The sequence below is a fragment of the Curtobacterium sp. PhB78 genome (genome assembly GCF_003751685.1).
Lineage (GTDB): Bacteria > Actinomycetota > Actinomycetes > Actinomycetales > Microbacteriaceae > Curtobacterium.
The window spans coordinates 445,187-464,771 of sequence record NZ_RKIA01000003.1 but is presented as its reverse complement, the minus strand read 5'-3'; the positions used below and the strand labels follow the sequence as shown (position 1 = coordinate 464,771).

General features: G+C 69.6%; 19 protein-coding genes, 1 tRNA gene and 1 riboswitch. Of the genes, 12 read left to right on the top strand and 8 right to left on the bottom strand.

Annotation, left to right across the window (positions count from 1 at the left end):
- Positions 1 to 3 precede the first annotated feature (3 nt).
- The 6 genes from EDF53_RS09155 (at position 4) to pstB (ending at position 7,471) form a co-directional block, all read left to right on the top strand.
- Positions 4 to 2,169 (top strand): RNA degradosome polyphosphate kinase, encoded by a 2,166-nt coding sequence (locus tag EDF53_RS09155; protein WP_123293277.1) that lies wholly within the window; start codon positions 4 to 6, stop codon positions 2,167 to 2,169.
- On the top strand, positions 2,166 to 3,113 hold the full coding sequence (locus EDF53_RS09150) for an NUDIX domain-containing protein (protein ID WP_123293276.1): 948 nt from the start codon (positions 2,166 to 2,168) through the stop codon (positions 3,111 to 3,113). Before EDF53_RS09155 ends, EDF53_RS09150 begins: the two co-directional genes overlap by 4 nt.
- Positions 3,114 to 3,323: 210 nt before the next feature.
- The gene (gene pstS / locus EDF53_RS09145; protein ID WP_123293275.1) at positions 3,324 to 4,427 is read left to right on the top strand and encodes a phosphate ABC transporter substrate-binding protein PstS; all 1,104 of its coding nucleotides are present in this window, start codon (positions 3,324 to 3,326) and stop codon (positions 4,425 to 4,427) included.
- A gap of 180 nt (positions 4,428 to 4,607) precedes the next feature.
- Entirely contained in the window at positions 4,608 to 5,558 is a 951-nt protein-coding gene (pstC, locus tag EDF53_RS09140) for a phosphate ABC transporter permease subunit PstC (RefSeq protein WP_111085280.1), read from the top strand.
- 13 nt (positions 5,559 to 5,571) lie between these two features.
- Positions 5,572 to 6,657 (top strand): phosphate ABC transporter permease PstA, encoded by a 1,086-nt coding sequence (pstA, locus tag EDF53_RS09135; RefSeq protein ID WP_111085282.1) that lies wholly within the window; start codon positions 5,572 to 5,574, stop codon positions 6,655 to 6,657.
- 34 nt (positions 6,658 to 6,691) lie between these two features.
- Positions 6,692 to 7,471, top strand: coding sequence for a phosphate ABC transporter ATP-binding protein PstB (gene pstB, locus EDF53_RS09130; RefSeq protein WP_123293274.1), 780 nt, complete (start codon positions 6,692 to 6,694; stop codon positions 7,469 to 7,471).
- 277 nt (positions 7,472 to 7,748) lie between these two features.
- On the opposite strand, the gene EDF53_RS09125 is transcribed toward pstB, so the two are convergent.
- The 3 genes from EDF53_RS09125 to EDF53_RS09115 form a co-directional block, all read right to left on the bottom strand.
- A complete protein-coding gene (locus tag EDF53_RS09125; protein ID WP_123293273.1) occupies positions 7,749 to 8,618 on the bottom strand; it encodes an anti-sigma factor domain-containing protein in 870 nt (289 codons plus the stop codon).
- Positions 8,615 to 9,214 carry an ECF RNA polymerase sigma factor SigK gene (gene sigK, locus EDF53_RS09120; protein ID WP_123293272.1) on the bottom strand — a complete coding sequence of 200 codons (600 nt, stop codon included), beginning with the start codon at positions 9,212 to 9,214 and terminating at the stop codon, positions 8,615 to 8,617. The genes EDF53_RS09125 and sigK overlap by 4 nt, the downstream gene beginning before the upstream one ends.
- A gap of 649 nt (positions 9,215 to 9,863) precedes the next feature.
- Positions 9,864 to 10,493, bottom strand: a complete 630-nt coding sequence (locus EDF53_RS09115; protein WP_123293271.1) for a DNA-directed RNA polymerase subunit beta — start codon at positions 10,491 to 10,493, stop codon at positions 9,864 to 9,866.
- A 126-nt stretch (positions 10,494 to 10,619) separates the two neighbouring features.
- Between EDF53_RS09115 and EDF53_RS18960 the strand changes: the two genes are divergently transcribed.
- From EDF53_RS18960 to EDF53_RS09100, 4 genes are all read left to right on the top strand, one after another.
- Positions 10,620 to 10,781 carry a DUF2207 domain-containing protein gene (locus EDF53_RS18960; protein ID WP_146249745.1) on the top strand — a complete coding sequence of 54 codons (162 nt, stop codon included), beginning with the start codon at positions 10,620 to 10,622 and terminating at the stop codon, positions 10,779 to 10,781.
- A 53-nt stretch (positions 10,782 to 10,834) separates the two neighbouring features.
- A tRNA-Lys gene (locus EDF53_RS09110) sits at positions 10,835 to 10,907 on the top strand.
- Positions 10,908 to 11,009: 102 nt separating this feature from the next.
- Entirely contained in the window at positions 11,010 to 11,759 is a 750-nt protein-coding gene (locus EDF53_RS09105) for an SGNH/GDSL hydrolase family protein (RefSeq protein ID WP_185020991.1), read from the top strand.
- 170 nt (positions 11,760 to 11,929) lie between these two features.
- Entirely contained in the window at positions 11,930 to 12,250 is a 321-nt protein-coding gene (locus tag EDF53_RS09100) for a hypothetical protein (protein WP_123293269.1), read from the top strand.
- A 74-nt stretch (positions 12,251 to 12,324) separates the two neighbouring features.
- Here EDF53_RS09100 and EDF53_RS09095 read toward each other — a convergent pair whose 3' ends face one another.
- On the bottom strand, positions 12,325 to 13,257 hold the full coding sequence (locus EDF53_RS09095) for an aldose 1-epimerase family protein (protein WP_123293268.1): 933 nt from the start codon (positions 13,255 to 13,257) through the stop codon (positions 12,325 to 12,327).
- Positions 13,254 to 14,099 (bottom strand): DeoR/GlpR family DNA-binding transcription regulator, encoded by an 846-nt coding sequence (locus tag EDF53_RS09090; protein ID WP_173168871.1) that lies wholly within the window; start codon positions 14,097 to 14,099, stop codon positions 13,254 to 13,256. Before EDF53_RS09090 ends, EDF53_RS09095 begins: the two co-directional genes overlap by 4 nt.
- 64 nt (positions 14,100 to 14,163) lie before the next feature.
- On the opposite strand from EDF53_RS09090, the gene galT reads away from it, so the two are divergent.
- Together galT and galK are read left to right on the top strand one after the other, a co-directional pair.
- Complete coding sequence (gene galT, locus EDF53_RS09085) at positions 14,164 to 15,261, top strand: galactose-1-phosphate uridylyltransferase (protein WP_123293267.1); 1,098 nt, start codon at positions 14,164 to 14,166, stop codon at positions 15,259 to 15,261.
- The gene (gene galK / locus EDF53_RS09080; protein ID WP_123293266.1) at positions 15,258 to 16,394 is read left to right on the top strand and encodes a galactokinase; all 1,137 of its coding nucleotides are present in this window, start codon (positions 15,258 to 15,260) and stop codon (positions 16,392 to 16,394) included. The genes galT and galK overlap by 4 nt, the downstream gene beginning before the upstream one ends.
- Positions 16,395 to 16,500: 106 nt before the next feature.
- On the opposite strand, the gene EDF53_RS09075 is transcribed toward galK, so the two are convergent.
- From EDF53_RS09075 to glyA, 3 genes are all read right to left on the bottom strand, one after another.
- On the bottom strand, positions 16,501 to 17,004 hold the full coding sequence (locus tag EDF53_RS09075; RefSeq protein WP_123293265.1) for a hypothetical protein: 504 nt from the start codon (positions 17,002 to 17,004) through the stop codon (positions 16,501 to 16,503).
- 205 nt (positions 17,005 to 17,209) lie between these two features.
- Positions 17,210 to 18,121, bottom strand: a complete 912-nt coding sequence (locus EDF53_RS09070; protein WP_123293417.1) for a tetrahydrofolate dehydrogenase/cyclohydrolase catalytic domain-containing protein — start codon at positions 18,119 to 18,121, stop codon at positions 17,210 to 17,212.
- A 17-nt stretch (positions 18,122 to 18,138) separates the two neighbouring features.
- Positions 18,139 to 19,443 carry a serine hydroxymethyltransferase gene (gene glyA, locus EDF53_RS09065; protein ID WP_395873395.1) on the bottom strand — a complete coding sequence of 435 codons (1,305 nt, stop codon included), beginning with the start codon at positions 19,441 to 19,443 and terminating at the stop codon, positions 18,139 to 18,141.
- Between the two features lie 53 nt (positions 19,444 to 19,496).
- A riboswitch (ZMP/ZTP riboswitch) is annotated at positions 19,497 to 19,582 on the bottom strand.
- Positions 19,583 to 19,585 lie beyond the last annotated feature (3 nt).

The following is a 19,585-nucleotide window of genomic DNA, read 5'->3' as shown; positions in this document are numbered from 1 at the left end:
GACATGGACACCGAACCGCAGCTCGACGGCGAATCCGTCGCACCCGACCTCGACGACTTCGACGAGGTCGTCGAGATCGAGCACGAGTCGCTGCCGTCGGACCGCTACTTCGACCGCGAGCTGAGCTGGCTCCGCTTCAACCAGCGCGTGCTCGAGCTGGGCGAGGACCGCACGCAGCCCCTGCTCGAGCGGGCGAACTTCCTGGCGATCTTCGCGTCCAACCTCGACGAGTTCTTCATGGTCCGGGTCGCGGGCCTGAAGCGCCGCATCGACACCGGCATCGCCGTGCCCACCAACGTCGGCCGCGCCCCGAGCGACGTCCTGCGCGACATCGCGAAGAAGGCACACGAGCTGCAGGACCGGCACGCCCAGGCGTTCATCGGGTCGCTCAAGCCCGACCTCGATGCCGCCGGCATCCACGTCGAGCACTGGTCCGACCTGGACGAGGCCGACCGGCTCCGGATGCGCGAGTACTTCAACGAGCAGATCTTCCCGGTGCTCATGCCCCTGGCGGTCGACCCGGCGCACCCGTTCCCCTACATCTCGGGGCTCTCGCTCAACCTGGCGGTCCGGGTCCGCAACCCGAAGTCGCAGCGCCAGGAGTTCGCGCGCCTCAAGGTGCCGCAGAACTTCTCCCGCTTCATCAAGCTGCCGGACGACAACTCCGGCCGGATGCGCTTCATCCCCCTCGAAGACCTCATCGCGAACCACCTCGACGACCTGTTCCCGGGAATGGAGGTGCTCGAGCACCACGTGTTCCGGGTCACCCGCAACGAGGACGTCGAGATCGAGGAGGACGAGGCCGAGAACCTCATCCAGGCACTCGAGCGCGAGCTGCTGCGTCGCCGGTTCGGTCCGCCCATCCGTCTCGAGATCACCGAGGACATGGACCCGGTGACCCTCGACCTGCTCGTGCGCGAACTCGACATCACCGAGCAGGAGGTCTTCCGGCTGCCGTCGCCGCTCGACCTCGGTGGCCTGTTCGAGCTCTCGAAGATCAACCGCCCGGACCTGCACTACCCGAAGCACGTGCCGACGACCCCGGTGCAGTTCCAGCCCGGTGAGCCGAACACGAAGCCCGACCTGTTCCGTGCGATCAAGGCGAACGACGTCCTCGTGCACCACCCGTACGAGTCCTTCGCGACGAGCGTGCAGGCGTTCCTCGAGCAGGCCGCGGCCGACCCGCACGTGCTCGCGATCAAGCAGACGCTGTACCGCACCTCGGGTGACAGCCCCATCGTCGAGGCCCTGATCGACGCGGCCGCCGCGGGCAAGCAGGTCCTGGCGCTCGTCGAGATCAAGGCGCGCTTCGACGAGCAGAACAACATCACGTGGGCCCGCAAGCTCGAGAAGGCCGGCGTGCACGTCGTCTACGGCCTGGTCGGGCTGAAGACGCACTCGAAGCTCGTGCTCGTCATCCGGCAAGAGGGCGGCACGCTCAAGCACTACAGCCACATCGGCACGGGCAACTACAACCCGAAGACCTCGCGCATCTACGAGGACATGGGCCTGTTCACCGCCGACGACACCGTGGGCAAGGACCTGACGCGCCTGTTCAACGAGCTGTCCGGCTACGCGATCGAGAAGAAGTTCAAGCGGCTGCTGGTCGCGCCGTTGCACCTGCGCAAGGGGCTGCTCAAGCGGATCCAGACCGAGTCCGACAACGCGCGTGCCGGCAAGCCGTCCGGCATCCGGATCAAGGTCAACTCGATGGTCGACGAGCAGATCATCGACGCCCTGTACCTGGCCAGCCAGGCCGGCGTGCCGGTGGACGTCTGGGTGCGCGGCATCTGCTCCCTCAAGCCGGGGATGGAGGGCGTGAGCGACACCATCCGGGTGCGGAGCATCGTCGGGCGGTACCTCGAGCACTCCCGTGCGTTCGCGTTCCACAACGACGGCGACCCGGCGGTGTTCATCGGCAGCGCCGACATGATGCACCGCAACCTCGACCGCCGCGTCGAGGCCCTCGTCCGGCTGACGGCTCCGGACCACATCGACGAGGTGCTCGCGATGTTCGACCTGGCGATGGCCGACACCGCGAGCTCGTGGCACCTCGAGTCCGACGGTGAGTGGACGCGGCACTCGACCGACGATGACGGTCGCCCGCTCGAAGACGTGCAGAATGTGACGATGCGGAAGATCTCGGCTCGGAAGCGCTCCACTCGGTGAGCGGCGGTCCCTCGGGCCCCGTCCTCGCCGCCGGCGCAGTCGTCTGGCGCGAACAGGACGGCACGCCTCTCGTGCTGCTCATCCACCGCGACCACCACAAGGACGTCTCCCTGCCCAAGGGCAAGGTCGACCCGGGCGAGGCCGTCCCGACGACCGCCGTGCGCGAGATCGACGAGGAGACCGGGTACCGCGTGCACCTCGGCGCCCCGCTCGGCACTGCGGAGTACGTGCTGCCGAACGGTCGCGACAAGGTCGTGCACTACTGGGCCGCCCGCGTCTCGTCGAAGGAGTACGCCCGCGCGGGTGACTTCACCCCGAACCACGAGGTCGCGGCCCTCGAGTGGGTCACGATCGACGACGCCCGCAACCGTCTGACGTACGAGCGCGACGTGGCGATCCTCGACCGGTTCGCCGAGCGCGCCGCCGCGGGCCACCACCGCACGTTCGCCCTGATCGCGCTGCGACACGCGAAGACCGTGCCCGGTTCCGATTGGAACGGCCCGGACGCCACCCGTCCGCTCCTGCCCGTCGGTCGTTCCCAGGCCAAGGCCGCTGCGTCGCCCGTCGCCGCGTTCGGCCCGAAGAAGATCGTGAGCAGCACGGCGGCCCGGTGCCTCGCCACCGTCGAACCGCTGTCCGCCACCACGAAGCTCGGCGTCTCGAGCACCCCCGACATCAGCCAGGACGCCCACGACCGCGGCGCCGCCGACGTCAAGGGCATCGTCCGCCGCCGGCTCGACAAGGGCAAGACCGCGGTGCTGTGCTCGCACGGGCCGGTGCTGCCGGACATCATCGCCCGGATCGCCACCGCGACCGCCGACGACTCCGGCCGGTTCGACCTCCGCCGCGCCGCGATGCTCTCGGTCGGCGACTTCTCGGTGATGCACATCGCCGGCGAGACCCTCGTCGCCGTCGAGACGCACCGCAACACGATCCCGGCGTAGCGACCGCACGCCCTGCACCCGGCCACGTGCCGGGCGTCCGCCGCGCCCGGAACGCGATCCGCGCCTCCCGGTCGGCACAACCCCTCGTTCACCTTCCGTTCACCAACGCGCGTGATCCCCGTCACCTCGCGTCCCTACAGTCGCTCCCGGGTCGGCACCGGCCCAGGGACCGCAGTGGTCCCACTGCACCCCATCCCCGAAGGGACCCCTGTGAACATCAAGCGAATCGGTTCGATCGCAGCAATCGCGATCGCCGGCGCAGTCGTGCTCTCCTCGTGCGCGGCGAACGAGGACGCGGGCAGCACCGAGTCCTCCTCGAGCAACACCGGCTCCTCGAGCCTCACCGGCACCCTGACCGGCTCCGGCTCGTCCGCCCAGCAGACCGCGCAGGCCACCTGGGCCGCCGGTTTCCAGGACGTCGCCAAGGGCGTCACGGTGAACTACTCGCCCGACGGCTCGGGCGCCGGCCGCAAGAACTTCATCTCGGGCGCCGCGGACTTCGCCGGCTCCGACGCAGCACTGAACGACGAGGAGCTCTCGGGCTCCTTCGACCTGTGCAAGGCCGACACCAAGGCCATCGACATCCCGGTCTACATCTCCCCGATCGCGATCGCCTACAAGGTCGACGGCGTCAGCGACCTGACCCTCGACGCGAAGACCATCGCGGGCATCTTCTCGGGCAAGATCACCAAGTGGAACGACTCGCAGATCGCCGACCTGAACGACGGCGTCGACCTGCCGGACGCGAACATCACGGTCGTGCACCGCTCCGACGACTCGGGCACCACGCAGAACTTCTCGGAGTACGTCTCCGCGAACGCCGGCGACGTCTGGACCGAAGAGCCGAGCCAGACCTTCCCGTACTCGGTCGGTGACAGCGCGAAGGGCACCTCCGGTGTCGCCTCCGCCATGGGCAGCGCCTCCAACGCGATCACCTACATCGACGACTCCGGCGCGGGTGACCTCGACAAGGCGAAGCTGATGGTCGGCGACAAGGCCACCGAGATCTCGGCCGACGGCGCCGCGCAGGTCGTCGCCGACTCGAAGGTCGCCACCGGCCGCGAGGACAACGACCTCGCGATCGACATCGACCGCAAGGACACCGCTGACGGCGCCTGGCCGCTCGTCCTCGTCTCCTACGCCATCGCGTGCCAGGAGTACAAGGACTCGGACAAGGCCGACCTGGTCAAGGGCTTCCTGAACTACGTCGTCTCCGGCGACGCCCAGGACGCTGCGGCGAAGGAGGCCAAGTCGGCCGCCCTGTCGTCCGACCTGGCCGACAAGGCCGCTGCCGCGGTCGACTCCATCAAGTAAGACCCTCAAGCGCCCGGACGCCGGTCCCACCCACCTGACCGGCGTCCGGGCCCTTGCTCGTCGCGACGCGAGCAGCCCGGCTCCACCGCCAGCGCCCGTCCGACCAGCACCCCGTTCCACGCTCCACGCTCCACCACCCGAACCCGTCGCCTCCCCCGGCGTTCCTCCGACAGGAGTCCCATGACGACCGCACCGGCCCAGCCAGGGGCCACCGTCACCCCGACCAAGCCGAAGGCCGTCGTCCGCGTCGGTGACCGGGTGTTCTCCGCTGCCTCGGTGATCGCCGGCGGCCTCATCCTCTTCGTGCTCGTGCTCGTCGCGGCGTTCCTCGTCTGGCAGAGCATCCCGGCGTTCGCCGCCAAGGTCGGCGACCTGCCGAACAACGCCACGAACTTCTGGGACTACGTCGGCCCCCTGGTCTTCGGCACCGTCTGGTCCGCGCTCATCGCGCTCGTGATCGCGGTCCCGCTCGCACTCGGGATCGCCCTGTTCATCTCGCACTACGCACCGCGACGCCTCGCGCCGGTGCTCGGCTACGTCATCGACCTGCTCGCCGCGGTCCCGTCGGTCGTCTACGGCCTCTGGGGCATCGTGGTGCTGGCGCCGTTCGTGAAGCCGTTCTACGGCTTCCTGAACGAGTACCTCGGCTGGTTCCCGCTCTTCTCCGGCCAGGTGTCCGGCACCGGCCGCACCATCCTGACCGCGTCGATCGTCCTCGCCGTGATGGCGATCCCGATCATGACGGCCGTCATGCGCGAGATCTTCCTGCAGGCGCCCACGCTCAACGAGGAAGCCGCCCTGGCCCTCGGTGCGACGCGCTGGGAGATGATCCGCCTGTCCGTGCTGCCGTTCGCGAAGTCCGGCATCGTCTCCGCGATCATGCTCGGGCTCGGACGTGCCCTGGGCGAGACGATGGCGATCGCCCTGGTGCTGTCGGTCTCGACGAACGTCACCTTCCAGATGCTGACCTCGCAGAACCCCTCGACGATCGCCGCGAACATCGCGCTGCAGTTCGCCGAGGCATCGGGGACCGCCCTGAACGCCCTGATCGCGACGGGCCTGATCCTGTTCGTCATCACCCTGGTCATCAACATGCTCGCGCGGTACATCGTCCGCACGCGGGTCAGCTGAGAGGTCGCACCCGATGTCCCTCGCGCTCCGTCAGACCGGCACCGCCGGCAACGTCTACGCCAACGGCAAGCTGCACCGCTCGGTGCCGTGGCTGCTGCTGGTCGGCAGCTGGGTCGCCCTGGTGGCCGTGTTCGCCCTGCTCAACGCCGGCGGTGCGGTCAAGGACTTCAACGTCGTCGCCGCCCTGTTCCTCGGCACCGTCCTGTTCGACGTCCTGATCGTGGTCGTCTCGCGCATCGTCGAGGGCGGTCGTCAGGCCGTCAACCGACTGGTCACGTCGCTCGTCATCACCGCCTTCGTCATCGCGGTCCTGCCGCTGGTGTCGCTGCTCTGGACCGTGATCGCCGACGGCCTGGCCCGCTTCGACGCGAACTTCTTCTCGTACTCGATGCGCGGCGTGATCTCCGAGGGCGGCGGCGCGATCCACGCGTTGGTCGGCACGCTCGAGATCACCCTGTTCGCGGCGCTCATCTCGGTGCCGATCGGGCTGCTCACCTCGATCTACCTGGTCGAGTACGGCCGCGGTGCACTGGCGAAGGGCATCACGTTCTTCGTCGACGTCATGACGGGCATCCCCTCGATCGTCGCCGGTCTGTTCGCGTACTCGCTGTTCGCGCTGTTCCTCGGCCCTGGTGCCCGCTTCGGCTTGGTCGGCTCCGTCGCCCTGTCGGTGCTGATGATCCCGATCGTCGTGCGCTCCACCGAAGAGGTGCTGAAGATCGTGCCGATGGAGCTCCGCGAAGCGTCCTACGCCCTCGGGGTGCCGAAGTACCTCACGATCCTCAAGGTCGTCCTGCCCACGTCGCTCGCCGGCATCACCACCGGCGTCATGCTCTCCATCGCCCGCGTCATCGGCGAGACGGCTCCGCTGCTCGTCACCGCCGGCTTCACCGCGAGCATGAACTACGACCTGTTCAAGGACCCGATGATGACCCTGCCGGTGTACGCGTACACGCAGTACTCGCAGCAGGGCGCCAACCCGCAGCCGTTCGTCGACCGTGCCTGGACCGCCGCGCTGGTGCTCATCCTCATCGTGATGGCGCTCAACCTGCTCGCCCGGTTCGTCACCCGACTCTTCGCCCCCAAGCTCTCGCGCTAGCGAACCCAATTCCCCACCCACCAGAAGGATCAACGTGTCCAAGCGCATCGAGGTCGACGGCCTCAACGTCTACTACTCGAAGTTCAAGGCGGTCGAGGGTGTCGACATCACCATCGAGCCCCGCACCGTCACCGCCTTCATCGGCCCGTCCGGCTGCGGCAAGTCCACCTTCCTCCGCACCCTGAACCGCATGCACGAGGTCATCCCCGGCGCATGGGTCGAGGGCTCGGTCAAGATCGACGGCGACGACCTGTACGGCCCCGGGGTCGACCCGGTGCTCGTGCGTCGCCAGGTCGGCATGGTCTTCCAGCGTCCGAACCCGTTCCCGACGATGTCCATCAAGGACAACGTGCTCGCGGGCGTGAAGCTCAACAACAAGCGCGTCTCGAAGTCCGAGGCCGACGACATCGTCGAGCGCTCCCTGCAGGGTGCGAACCTGTGGAACGAGGTCAAGGACCGCCTCGACAAGCCCGGCATGGGCCTGTCCGGTGGGCAGCAGCAGCGTCTCTGCATCGCCCGTGCCATCGCGGTGCAGCCCGACGTGCTGCTGATGGACGAGCCCTGCTCGGCGCTCGACCCGATCTCCACCCTGGCCATCGAGGACCTGATCGGCGAGCTCAAGAAGGAGTTCACGATCGTCATCGTCACGCACAACATGCAGCAGGCGTCGCGCGTCAGCGACAAGACGGCGTTCTTCAACATCGCCGGCACCGGTGCGCCGGGCAAGCTCATCGAGTTCGACGACACCGCCACGATGTTCTCGAACCCGTCCGTCCAGGCCACCGAGGACTACGTCTCGGGTCGCTTCGGTTGATCGCTGTCAGTCCGTCGTGCTGACGGACGACCGGGAGGCCCGGTGCACGTCCGCCACGGACGCGCACCGGGCCTTCGTGGTTGCGCTGGGCGCGGGGGCCGTGCGGGGTGCGTGCGTGCTCATGTTCCGACGATCCACGCGTCGATCGTCTCGTGGTTCGTCGCTCGATGCGCACGCACACGGTGCGTGCGCATGTTCCGACAATCCACGCGTCGATCGCCTCGTGGAACGACGAAAGGTGCCCACGCATCGATCGCGTGAGCACCTTCCGGGAGGGTCAGGCCGAGGTGGTCGGGACCGCCATGATCGGCGTCGTGGTCGGCTGCTCCGAACCACCGGCCGGCTCGACCGTCATGCCGATCGTCGCACCGTCGGACATCGAGCCCTTCAGCACGGCCGAGTGCACGCCGTCGGCGACACCGTCGACCAAGCCAGCCGACTTGATCGTGCCGCCCTCGTTCTCGGAGCCGATGTACCAGAGCTCGTACGTCTTGCCCTTCGGTGCCTGGGCGACACCGTCGAGGATGACCGCGGACTTGCCGAGGTCGCCCGACCACACGACCGTGGCCGTGCCGCCGCCCTCGACCTTGGTGGTGCTGCGCTGGAAGTCCGACGCGGCGTAGATGCGGTCGAGGCCGCTCGATGCCTGCGTGGTGCCGGTGCCCGGTCCGTCGGCCGGACCGTTCGCGACGCCGACCCCCAGGCCGACACCGAGGAAGACCACGGCGACCGCAGCAGCACTGGTGAGCATGGCTGCCGGACGCTGGAACCAGCGGCGGCGGGCCTCGGAGGTCGCCCGGCCACCGGTGGTGGAGCCATCGGCGATCGAGGCGACGTGCCTGGCGGGCTCGGGACGGGCCTCCTGGACGGAGGTCGTGTCGACGGCAGGAGCCGTCTCGGCCAGTGGTGCAGCCTGCGGGGTCGTCGCGATCTGGGCCAGCAGCGACGCGCGGAGCGACGTCGGCGGCTCGATCGGAGCGGCGGCGAAGGCCAGCTGCAGCGCAGTCTCGCGCAGCGAGTCGGCCTCGGCCTGGAGTTCGGGCGACGTCGTGAGGACGTCGTCGAGGAGCATGCGCTCATCGTCGGACAGCGCGTCGAGTGCGTAGGAACCCGTCAGCAGGGCGGGGTCGTCGTGTCGTTCGGTCATGAGGTCACCCCCATCTCGTCTCGGAGTCGGATCATCCCGTCACGGAGACGGGTCTTGACGGTGCCGATGGGGACACCGAGTTGTTCGGCCATCTCGCTGTGCGAGAAGCCTCCGTAGTACGCGAGCTGCACGGCCTGCCGCTGGAACTCGGTCAGCTTGGCCAGGGCCCTGCCGACACGTTCGTGTTCGATGCGGATCTCGACCGACTCGGAGACCTGGTCGAAACCGGACTCGAGGTCGCGGATACCGATCTTCGTGTCCCGGTCGTGCGAGGCCTGCGATGCCCGGACCCGGTCCACCGCTCGGCGGTGCGCCATGGTCAGGACCCAGCTGGAGGCGGTCCCGCGCTTCCGGTCGAACCGGGTGGCCTGTTGCCAGACTTCGAGGAACACCTCTTGCGTGACCTCTTCGGACTGGGCACGGTCCCGGAGGAGCCGCGTCACGAGTCCGAGGACCCGGCCGGAGAGGACGTCGTAGAGGTCCGCGAAGGCGGCTTGGTCACCGGAGGCAACCCGCGCCAAGAGGTCGTCCGGCGATGCCTGGGCTGGCTCTGACGAGCTCCAGCGTTCGGTGTCGCTATCCACGAGGGCAAGCATTGCAGGTTTCGCTCCTCTCGGGTGCGTCGGCGACCGGTTGTGGCCGTTCTGTCAGGGGTGCTGCGTGATGCGGTGGTGCTGGTGGTGCTGTGCTGCGGTTGGTGCTGTGCTGCGGTCCCGCCCCGGGTAGGACGAAGCCGCCGCGTCGTGCGGTCGAGACGAGAGGCCAGCGTGACCCACAGGGAATTGACCGGCGGATACCGGTCCGGGTCACGCCGGGCCTCTCGCGTTCGTGACGGTCATCAAGTCCGTCACGCTGATGATTCGGCGCGGTGCCCGTGGTGGATTGGATCGGATGCCGAGAAGTTGTCGGGACGCCGCGTCCGGGCAGTCTGCCGGGCACGCCCGGGTCCGGATCTGTCCACCGAGAGTGAACAGGCCAGCGGACTCAGCCGACGCGTCGTAGAGTTGGTCTCGCCGGGCCGCAGCAAGCCCCGGGCTCCAAAATTCGCCGCTTCGAGCGGCCTCGCGCCGAGAGGCGCTTCTGCGGCCCGGTTTTTCTCTGCCCTGCGGCGTTCCGTCTCGTCTTGCTTCGTCCCGTCTCGCTTCGTGAGCAGAAATGGTCGCTTGCATCGTTGCGACCCGACATCTTCTGCTCACCATGCGCAGCCAGCCGGGAGGCCCGGTGCGGGTCCGGCGCGTTCGCTCGCTAGTCCAGGCTCTCGCGACGCCAGAGCGCCGCCGCCTCGGTCAGGTCGGCCGCCAGCTCCGTGAGACGGAGCGCCCGCCGCGTCAGCTCGCTCGCGCGGCCGGTCGAGGTCAGGTCGGACTCGTCCGCCACCGCAGTCGCACCGGCCGCGGTCAGCCGGCAGAACGCCGCCCCACGGTCGAGCGCCACGGCGAAGTCGCCCGTGTACAGCCCGTGCAGGATGCGGTCCGCCAGGGTGAGGATCTCGGCAGGACCGGTCGGCTGCTCCGCCCCCGCGACGGCCTGGTCGATCGTGCCGATGAGCTCGGTGCCGCGCTGGAAGAAGTACGCGATCTCCTCCGGGTTCTGCCGGATCACCGTGCGGACGAGGTACACCCGCCACAGGGCGCCCGGCAGGGTGTGCGCACCCACCCGCGCCCAGAGTTCGGCGATCGCGTCGATGCCGTGCACGTCCGTGTAGGTGACGAGCCGCTCCACCACCGCCGGGTCCGGGTCCTGACGCACCCGGTGCAGCAGCGCGTTCGCGGTCTCGTGCGCGACACGGTTCACGACGGCGGGGTCCTCGCCGCCCTGGATCGCAGCGAACTCGGCATCGGTGAAGTGGACAGGACGGTGGTGATCGCGAGGCACCGCGTCAGTGTAGGCACGGCCGGTGACACGCCCGCCCTCCGTTCGCCCAGAACGCAACGGCAGCGCCGCGGGTACGGTGTCTCGTCGGGAGGCGCTCCTCCCGAACGTGAAGGAGAGGACTCCCCCATGAACCCGTTGCTCATCATCCTGGCCGTCATCGCGGTCATCCTGCTGTTCGTCGGTGGCTTCACCGCGAGCCTCAAGTTCCTGCTGTGGGTCGGCATCGTGCTGCTCATCGTGGCCGTCGTCCTGTGGCTGCTGCGGACGCTCACCGGGCGTCGCGGCTGACCATCGACACCAGGTTCTTCCCAGAGGCCCTCACCCGCTAGCCTTGCGGGTGAGGGCCTCTAGCTCAGTTGGTAGAGCACCGGACTTTTAATCCGAGGGTCGTGGGTTCGAGCCCCACGGGGCCCACACTCTCCTGAACGCCGGCTTTTCATCCGAGGGTCGTGGGTTCGAGCCCCACGGGGCCCACCATCAGCCTGGTCCGTGCGTCCGTTGTCTAAGATGTGGCGGATGGCACGACGACTCCTCCCCGGCATCGCGCTCGGAGCTATGGCTCTCGGCGTGAGCGGGCTGCTCGTCATCCTGCCGACCGTGTCGAGTGCCTGCCAGCCCGTCACGTTGTCGTCGAGCGTCTCCTCCGCCGAGGTCTCCGACGCGATCGCCCCCGGCTCGCACGTGTTGATCGTCGGCGACTCGTACACCTCCGGCCGCGGTTCGACCAGCGGCATCGACGGGTGGGCGCAGGACCTCGCGGCCGACCGGGACTGGAAGGCCACGATCGACGGCTACCCGGGGACGGGCTACGTCGACACCGGCCGCACCGGGTCCTCGCACTACACGTTCGGCCCCCGCCTCGAACGGCACGCCGCGACCGTCGATCCCGAGCTCGTCATCGTGCAGGGCAGCCAGAACGACTGGCTCGTCGACGCGTCGGTCCTGCAGGCCCGCGTCGAGAAGACCCTCCGCGACGCCGAACAGACCTGGCCGGACGCCGTCATCGTCGCGCTCGGGCCGTCAGCGCCGTTGCCGTGGGCGAAGTCGACGGTCGGGGTCGCCGCCTCGGTCTCCGCGGGGGCAGCGGCAGCGGGCGTGCCGTACATCGACGCGCTCGCCGGGCAGTGGTTCACCGCGGCGAACAGCCCGGGCTACGCGGCGATCGACGGCGGACACCTCAACGACGCCGGCTACCAGTACCTGGCGGACCGGGTCTCGGACTCCCTCGACGCGCTCGCTGCCTCCGACGACGAACGCTGCGCCTGACCTCGGGTTCGGGTTCGGGGTACAAGTCGTCCCCAGCTGGCTCATGGCAGATCCCCTGCCCACAACAGCCTGCGCACAGCCGACTGTTGGGCTGCCGCCGATAGTGTCGTTCCCGGATCCGATCACCGGATCCTGCAGCACCGCACCACCACGAACGAACGGGGTACACCGTGACCGAGCCCATCGAAGCCACGCAGACCAGCAGCACCGGGGACGCGCGCCGCATCGTCGAGCTCGCCGCAGCGACCAACACGACGATGAGCAACGAGCTCCTGCTCGACACGCTCCGTCGCAACGCGCAGGTCACGACCCGGCACATCCGCAAGGACTTCATCGAGGTCGCGACGGCCACCGCGGTGCTCGGCTACGTGTGCCGACAGCGCAAGGACTTCATCGCCCTGCGCGGGGACGACCCGGCCTGGGCGCACGAGGTCGGGCGCTACGCCAGCGAATCACTCGCGGTCGAGGCACTCCGCATGCGCCGCGGCTGACCAGCAGCTCCCCGCCACGAACACAGAAGGCCCCGCCGGACATCCGGCGGGGCCTTCTCAGTGCACGACGACGATCAGGACCAGACGCGGCGGATGCCCCAGGTGCCCGTCCAGGTCTCGTCGGGCTCGAGCCACCGCAGGCCCTCGCCGGAGTTCAGGGCGTTGGCCGGAGCGGTCATCGGCTCGACCGCCACGGCCAGACTCTTCCCGTCGCCGCGGGGGTACTCCCGAGAGGTGAACACCTGCACGTACGGGAACGACGCGTCCTGCCAGAGCTGCACGCCGTCGCCCTCGGGGCCGTGCAGCGTCGTGTGACGGACCCCGTCGGCATCCGGGGTGATGTCGGAGTACGCGGTGTCGAGATCCGCGTCACCGGCACGCAGTCCCCGTCGCAGGTCGAACGAAGTGCCCTCCACCGACACGGACCCGTTCGGCACCTTCTGCTCGTCGACGGTGAAGGCGGTGGCGGCGTCGAGCGTGACGACGAGGTCGTCGGCCGGGGTGTCACCGGCGCGCAGGTACGGGTGCGCCCCCACCGCGAAGGGTGCGCGGGCCCCGGAACGGTTCGTGATCTCGTGCGTCACCCGGATGCCGTCGTCGACGAGCTCGTGGTGCACTCGGGTCTCGAGCGTGAACGGCCAGCCGTGCTGCGGGTGGATCGTGGCTTCCTGCACGATCCCCGTCTCGGTCTGCGACACCACACGGTACGGCGCGAAGCGGAGCAGGCCGTGCGACGCGTTGCCGTACTTCGGCTCCGAGACGTCCAGCTGCTGCCGCTTGCCGTCGAGTTCCCAGACCCCGCCGGCGACGCGGTTCGGCCACGGTACGAGCACGATGCCGTTGGCGCCGGGCGGCTGCTCGGTGACGGGGAACGGCTCGGTCAGGTCGAAGCCGGCGACGCGGAGTTCTCGGATGCCGGCGGCGACCTCGGTCACGACGGCCTCGACGACGCCGTCCGGTCCGGCGTGGTGCAGGCGGTACTGGCCACCGGTGGGTGCTGCGGTCATGGGGTGTGGTTCCTTCCGGCTGTGTCCTCGCCGTCCGCGACGACGACCTCGACGCCGGCCGCCCGGATCGTGGCGACCGCGTCGGCTTCGGCCTCGGCGGTGACGACGACGTCGATGTCCTCGAGCGCGCGGACGACCCCGATGTGGGCCCGGCCGAACTTCGACCCGTCCGCGACGACGACGGTACGCCGAGCCGTGGCCGCGAGCACCCGCTTCGCCTCGGTCTCGGGCAGGTTGACGTTGGTCAGACCGTGCGCGACGTCGACACCGGTGCCACCGAGGAACACGACGTCAGCGGCGATCACCGGCAACAGGGTGTTGTTGAACGGTGCGACGAGCGAGTGCTGGAGCGGTCGGAGGGTGCCGCCCGTGACGATCACCGTGAACCGCGGCACGGCGCGCTCGAGGGCCAGCGCGGTCGTCAGCGAGTTCGTGACGACGGTGAGGTCGGACAGCTCCGTGCGGGCGACGAGCGCCTCGGCGACCGCTGCCGGGGTGGTGCCGACGTCGAGCACGACGCACTCGCCGGACCGCACGAGCGCTGCGGCCGCGCGGCCGATGGCGGCCTTGGCCACCTGGTGCTCGACGGCGGTCTCCTCGAAGGGGCGCTCGGTGGACCCGGCCCCGAGGCGGACCGCTCCGCCGTGCACCCGGCGGATCCGGGCCTCCTGGTCGAGGACCGCGAGGTCCTGCCGGACCGTCACCTCACTCGTGCCGAGCGACGCGGCCAGCGCGGCGGTCCGGACCATGCCGGGCGCGCCCTCGACGATGGAGACGATGCGGTCCTGCCGCAGCGGCGCGGGCAGCGATCCGGCCAGGAAGGAGAGGTCGTCGTCGGTCACGGCTCTAGTTTCGCTTGCTTCCGAAGTCTTTCGCAACGCTTCGGATCGGCGCTAGGCTGTTCCGGTGATCACCAAGCGCGTGACGAAGCTCGCGGACGGCCGCGACCTGTTCTACTTCGACGATGCGGACAGCACCCTGCCCGCTGAGCGTGCCATCGACGAGCGTGCGCTCGACCCTCGGCCCGAGACCGCGCGGATGCGCCAGGACGTCCTGACCGGCGAGTGGGTCTCCATCGCCGCGAGCCGGCAGAACCGTGCGTTCCTGCCGCCGGCCGACCAGGACCCGCTCGCGCCGCAGACACCGCAGAACCCGTCCGAGATCCCGAGCACCTACGACGTCGCCGTGTTCGAGAACCGGTCACCGTCGTTCGGTCCGCTGCTCGAGGCCGATGACGCTCCGTCCTCGCTCCAGTCCTTGTCCGACGTCGGCCTGAACCGGCAGCTCCGCAGCGTCGGCCGGTGCGAGGTCGTGTGCTTCTCGCCCGCGACCGAGGGGTCCTTCGCGTCGATCTCCGAGTCGCGTGCCCGCACCGTGGTCGAGGCCTGGGCGGACCGCACCGCCGCGCTCTCCGCCATGCCCGGCATCCAGCAGGTGTTCCCGTTCGAGAACCGCGGCGAAGCGATCGGCGTCACGCTGCACCACCCGCACGGGCAGATCTACTCGTACCCGTACGTCACGCCCCGCACACTGCGCCTGCTCGACTCCATCGAGCGCTTCGGACCGGACCTGTTCGAACAGCACCTGGCGAACGAGCGGGCCTCGGACCGGGTCGTGCTGCAGGGCGAGCACTTCACGGCGTTCGTGCCGTTCGCCGCACGCTGGCCCATCGAGATCCACATGCTGCCGCACCGCCACGTCCCCGACTTCGCCGGTCTGACCGAAGCCGAGAAGGACGAACTGGCCCACATGCACCTGCGCTTGACGCGGGGTATCGACGAACTCTACGGCGACCCGACCCCGTACATCGCCGCGTGGCACCAGGCGCCGGTGCACGTCGGGCGGGACACCGTGCGGCTCATGCTGCAGATCACGTCGCCACGTCGGGCGGCGGACAAGTTGAAGTTCCTGGCCGGCAGTGAAGCCGCCATGGGTGCCTGGATCGGGGACCTCGTGCCCGAGAAGGCAGCCGAGTTCATCCGACAGGGAATCGAGCGAGCATGACGTTCCAGCAGGTCTACGGGTACGAGCCGGCGGTGCGGTACTCCGCCCCCGGCCGGGTCAACCTGATCGGTGAGCACACCGACTACAACGACGGGTACGTCCTGCCGTTCGCGATCGACCGGCGCACCACCGCGTCGATCGCCCCGCGGCCGGACCGTCTGCTGCGCGTCTCGTCCGCGTTCGACGCCGACACGGTGCTCGAACTGTCGCTCGACGACCTCGACCCGTCGAACATGACCGGCTGGTCGGCGTACGTCCTCGGCATCGCCTGGGCGCTCCGCGAGCAGGCCAGCGCGGACCTGTCCGACAAGACCGGGTTCGACGTCTTCATCGAGTCCGACGTCCCCGTCGGGGCCGGCCTGTCGTCCAGCGCCGCGATCGAGTGCGGCGTCGCGCTCGCCTTCAACGACCTGTGGGAGCTCGGCCTCGACCGCAAGACCCTGGCGCGCGTCGGCCAGTACTCCGAGAACCACGCCGTCGGTGCCCCCACGGGGATCATGGATCAGTCCGCGTCACTGCTCGGCGAGCAGGACGCCGTCGTGTTCCTGGACTGCCGCACGCTCGACACCGCCGTGGTCGACCTGGCGCTCGAGGCGAACGGGCTCGAGGTCCTGGTCATCGACACCCGGGTCGAGCACGCCCACGCCACCGGTGGGTACGCGGCTCGTCGGGCCTCGTGCGAGAAGGGTGCGCAGGTGCTCGGTGTCGAGGCCCTGCGTGACCTGAGCGTCGACGACCTGCCCCGTGCGCAGGAGTTGCTCGACGACGAGACCTTCCGCCGCGTGCGCCACGTGGTGACCGAGGACCAGCGCGTCCTCGACACCGTCCGCACGCTGCGCGAACAGGGCCCGCGGGCGATCGGTTCGCTGCTCGTCGCGTCGCACGAGTCGATGCGCGACGACTTCGAGATCTCCGTTCCGGAACTCGACCTGGCCGTCGCGACCGCCGTCGAGCACGGTGCGGTCGGTGCACGGATGACCGGCGGTGGGTTCGGTGGTGCGGCGATCGCGCTGGTCGACCGGGAGGCCCGTGGTGCGATCACCGAGGCCGTGACCACCGCCTTCGCCGCAGCCGGGTACCGCGAGCCGAACGTCTTCACGGTGCACGCCGCGCAGGGCGCCCGCCGCGACTGAGCCTGACCGGCGGAGTTTCGCGCTCACCGACACGTCACGCGGCGCACGGCCCGTGAGGTGTCGCTGACCGCGAAACTTCGGCGCAATCCAGCGCGAGACTCGGACGTCAGTGGGTCATGTGACCCGTGGTGACGGTGACGCCGCCCCACGGGAACCCGTGCGGGTGCAGCACCTCGTGCTGGAGCTGGTCCATCACGACGTGGCCCTGCCACACCGTGTAGACCAGCACGCCGACGACGATGCACACCGGGACCGCCAGGTACGCCGAGTACCGCACGATGTCGCCGAGAGTGCGGTGCCCGTACCGTTCGAGCGTCGGCGGCAGGACGATCCCGACGACGACCACGAGCAGCAACAGTGCGAGTGCGGCCGGTGCGACGTGCGCTTCGACCTGCACCGTGATGGGCGCGGTCTCGAGGACCTTGCCGCCGTTGTCGATCCAGTTGTCGTCGGCGTCGACCCCGCCGTAGCCCGTCGACGTGCTCCAGAGCACCAGGTTCGGGGACAGCACCAGTGCGACGGTCCCGACGAGTACGAGTCCCCACGCACGCGGACGCAGCTTCCTGCCGGTGGCCGCCATCACGGGCGCGGTCTGGACGTTCTCCCCCATGCGGTGACCGTAGCACTGGGGGCGGCTCCGCACCCGTCCCCCGAACGCGCGGGGCGGGGGCGAGCCGCGCCTCCCGGCCGCCCGTGGACGCGACCACCCCGCCAAAGCGACAGATTCCAGCGAACTGTTCGCGGGAATCTGTCGCTTTCGCGGCACGGACCGCGGCACGAACGGACGCGCGCCAGCGGCACCGACCGCCGCGCACCTACTTCAGGTGGCGCTCCGCAGCCTCGACCACGTTCTTCATGAGCATCGCGCGGGTCATCGGGCCGACGCCGCCGGGCACCGGCGACATGAACCCAGCGACGGACGCGACGGCGGGGTCGACGTCCCCGTGCAGCTTGGCCTTCCCCGTCTCCTCGTTCACCACGCGGGTGATGCCCACGTCGATCACGGCCGCACCGGGCTGCACCCAGTCCGGCTTGACGAGCCCGGCGACCCCGGCCGCCGCGATGACGATGTCGGCGCGACGGCACTCCGCGGCGACGTCCGCCGTCAGGGAGTGGGTCAGGGTGGCAGTGGCCTCGAGGCGGGTGAGCAGCAGACCGAGCGGCCGGCCGACCGTCAGGCCCTGCCCGATGATCGTGACGTGCGCGCCCCGGATCGGGATGCCGTACGCCTCGAGCATCGCGACGATGCCCCGCGGGGTGCAGGGCAGGGGCGCGTCGATGGTGCCGGCACCACCGGGCACGGCGAGTACGAGCTCACCGAGGTTCGTCGGGTGCAGGCCGTCGGCGTCCTTCGACGGGTCCATCAGCTCGAGCATCGGCGTCGGGTCGATGCCCTCCGGCAGCGGCAGCTGCACGATGAACGCGGTGACCCGGGGGTCGTCGTTCATCTGCAGGATCGCCGCTCGGATGTCTGCGGCGGACGCCGTCGCCGGCAGGTCGATGCGGTGCGAGTCGAGCCCGATCTGCGCCGAGTCGCGGTGCTTGCCCGCGACGTAGGACAGGGAACCCGGGTTCTCCCCGACCAGGATCGTGCCGAGCCCCGGACGGTTGCCGTGCTCGTGCAGGCGGTCGATGCGGACCCGCAGTTCGTCGAGGGTCCGGGCAGCGAGGCCGGTGCCGTCGATGCGGACCGCCGAGCCCTCCCCCGCCCATCGCTCGACGGGCAGGGGGCTCAGGGCGTCGCTCACGCGTAGAGGGGGAACGCGTCGGTCAGGGTCTTCACCCGGGCCGAGAGCGCTGCGATGTCCGGGTTCGGCATGAGGGTCAGCGCGATGATGTCCGCGACCTCGGTGAACTCGGCGTCACCGAAGCCACGCGTGGCGAGCGCCGACGTGCCGATGCGGACACCCGAGGTGACCATCGGCGGACGCGGGTCGAACGGCACGGAGTTGCGGTTCACGGTGATGCCGACCTCGTGCAGCAGGTCTTCGGCCTGCTTGCCGTCGACCTCGGAGGTGCGCAGGTCGACGAGCACCAGGTGCACGTCGGTGCCGCCGGTGAGGACGTCGACGCCGGCCGCGCGGGCGTCCGGCTGCGTGAGCCGATCCGCGAGCAAGCGGGCACCGCGGATGGTGCGCTCCTGGCGGGCCTTGAACTCGGGGGTGCCGGCGAGCAGGAACGCGGTGGCCTTGGCGGCGATCACGTGCATGAGCGGGCCGCCCTGCTGGCCCGGGAAGACCGCGGAGTTCAGCTTCTTGAACAGGGTCTCGTCGTTGGACAGGATGATGCCCGAGCGGGGGCCGCCGAGGGTCTTGTGCACGGTCGACGAGACGACGTGGGCGTGCGGGACCGGGGACGGGTGCAGACCGGCGGCGACGAGGCCGGCGAAGTGCGCCATGTCGACCCAGAGCTTCGCGCCGACCTCGTCCGCGATCTCACGGAACTTCGCGAAGTCGAGCTGGCGCGGGTACGCGGACCAGCCGGCGATGAGGACCTTCGGCTGGTGCTCGATCGCCTTGGCGCGGATGTCGTCGTAGTCGACCTCGAACGTCTCGGGGTCGACGCCGTACGCGACGGCGTTGTAGATGCGGCCGGAGAAGTTGAGCTTCATGCCGTGGGTCAGGTGACCGCCGTGCGCGAGCTCGAGGCCGAGGATGGTGTCGCCGGCGCTGGCGATGGCGTGCAGGACGGCCGCGTTCGCGGTCGCACCGGAGTGCGGCTGGACGTTCGCGTAGGCAGCACCGAAGAGCGCCTTGGCACGGTCGATGGCGAGCTGCTCGGCGACGTCGACGTACTCGCAGCCGCCGTAGTAGCGCTTGCCGGGGTAGCCCTCGGCGTACTTGTTGGTGAGGACGGAGCCCTGGGACTCGAGCACGGCACGCGGCACGAAGTTCTCGGACGCGATCATCTCGAGGGTGTCGCGCTGACGGCCGAGCTCCTGCTGCAGGACGGCGGCGATCTCAGGGTCGACCTCGGTGAGCGGGGCGTTGAAGGCTGCGCGGTCGGTGTCGACGGGGCCGTCGACGGCGGGCAGATCGGTGATGGACACGGTTCTCCTACGTGGGTTGGCGACGACCGGTGGGTCGCGCACGGACGATCGGTCGGTGCAGCCCAGGCGTACGGCCGCGCACCGTGTCAGGTGTCGCTCCCCGATGGTGACCCATCCAACGCCAGTCGCGACGTGACGATCG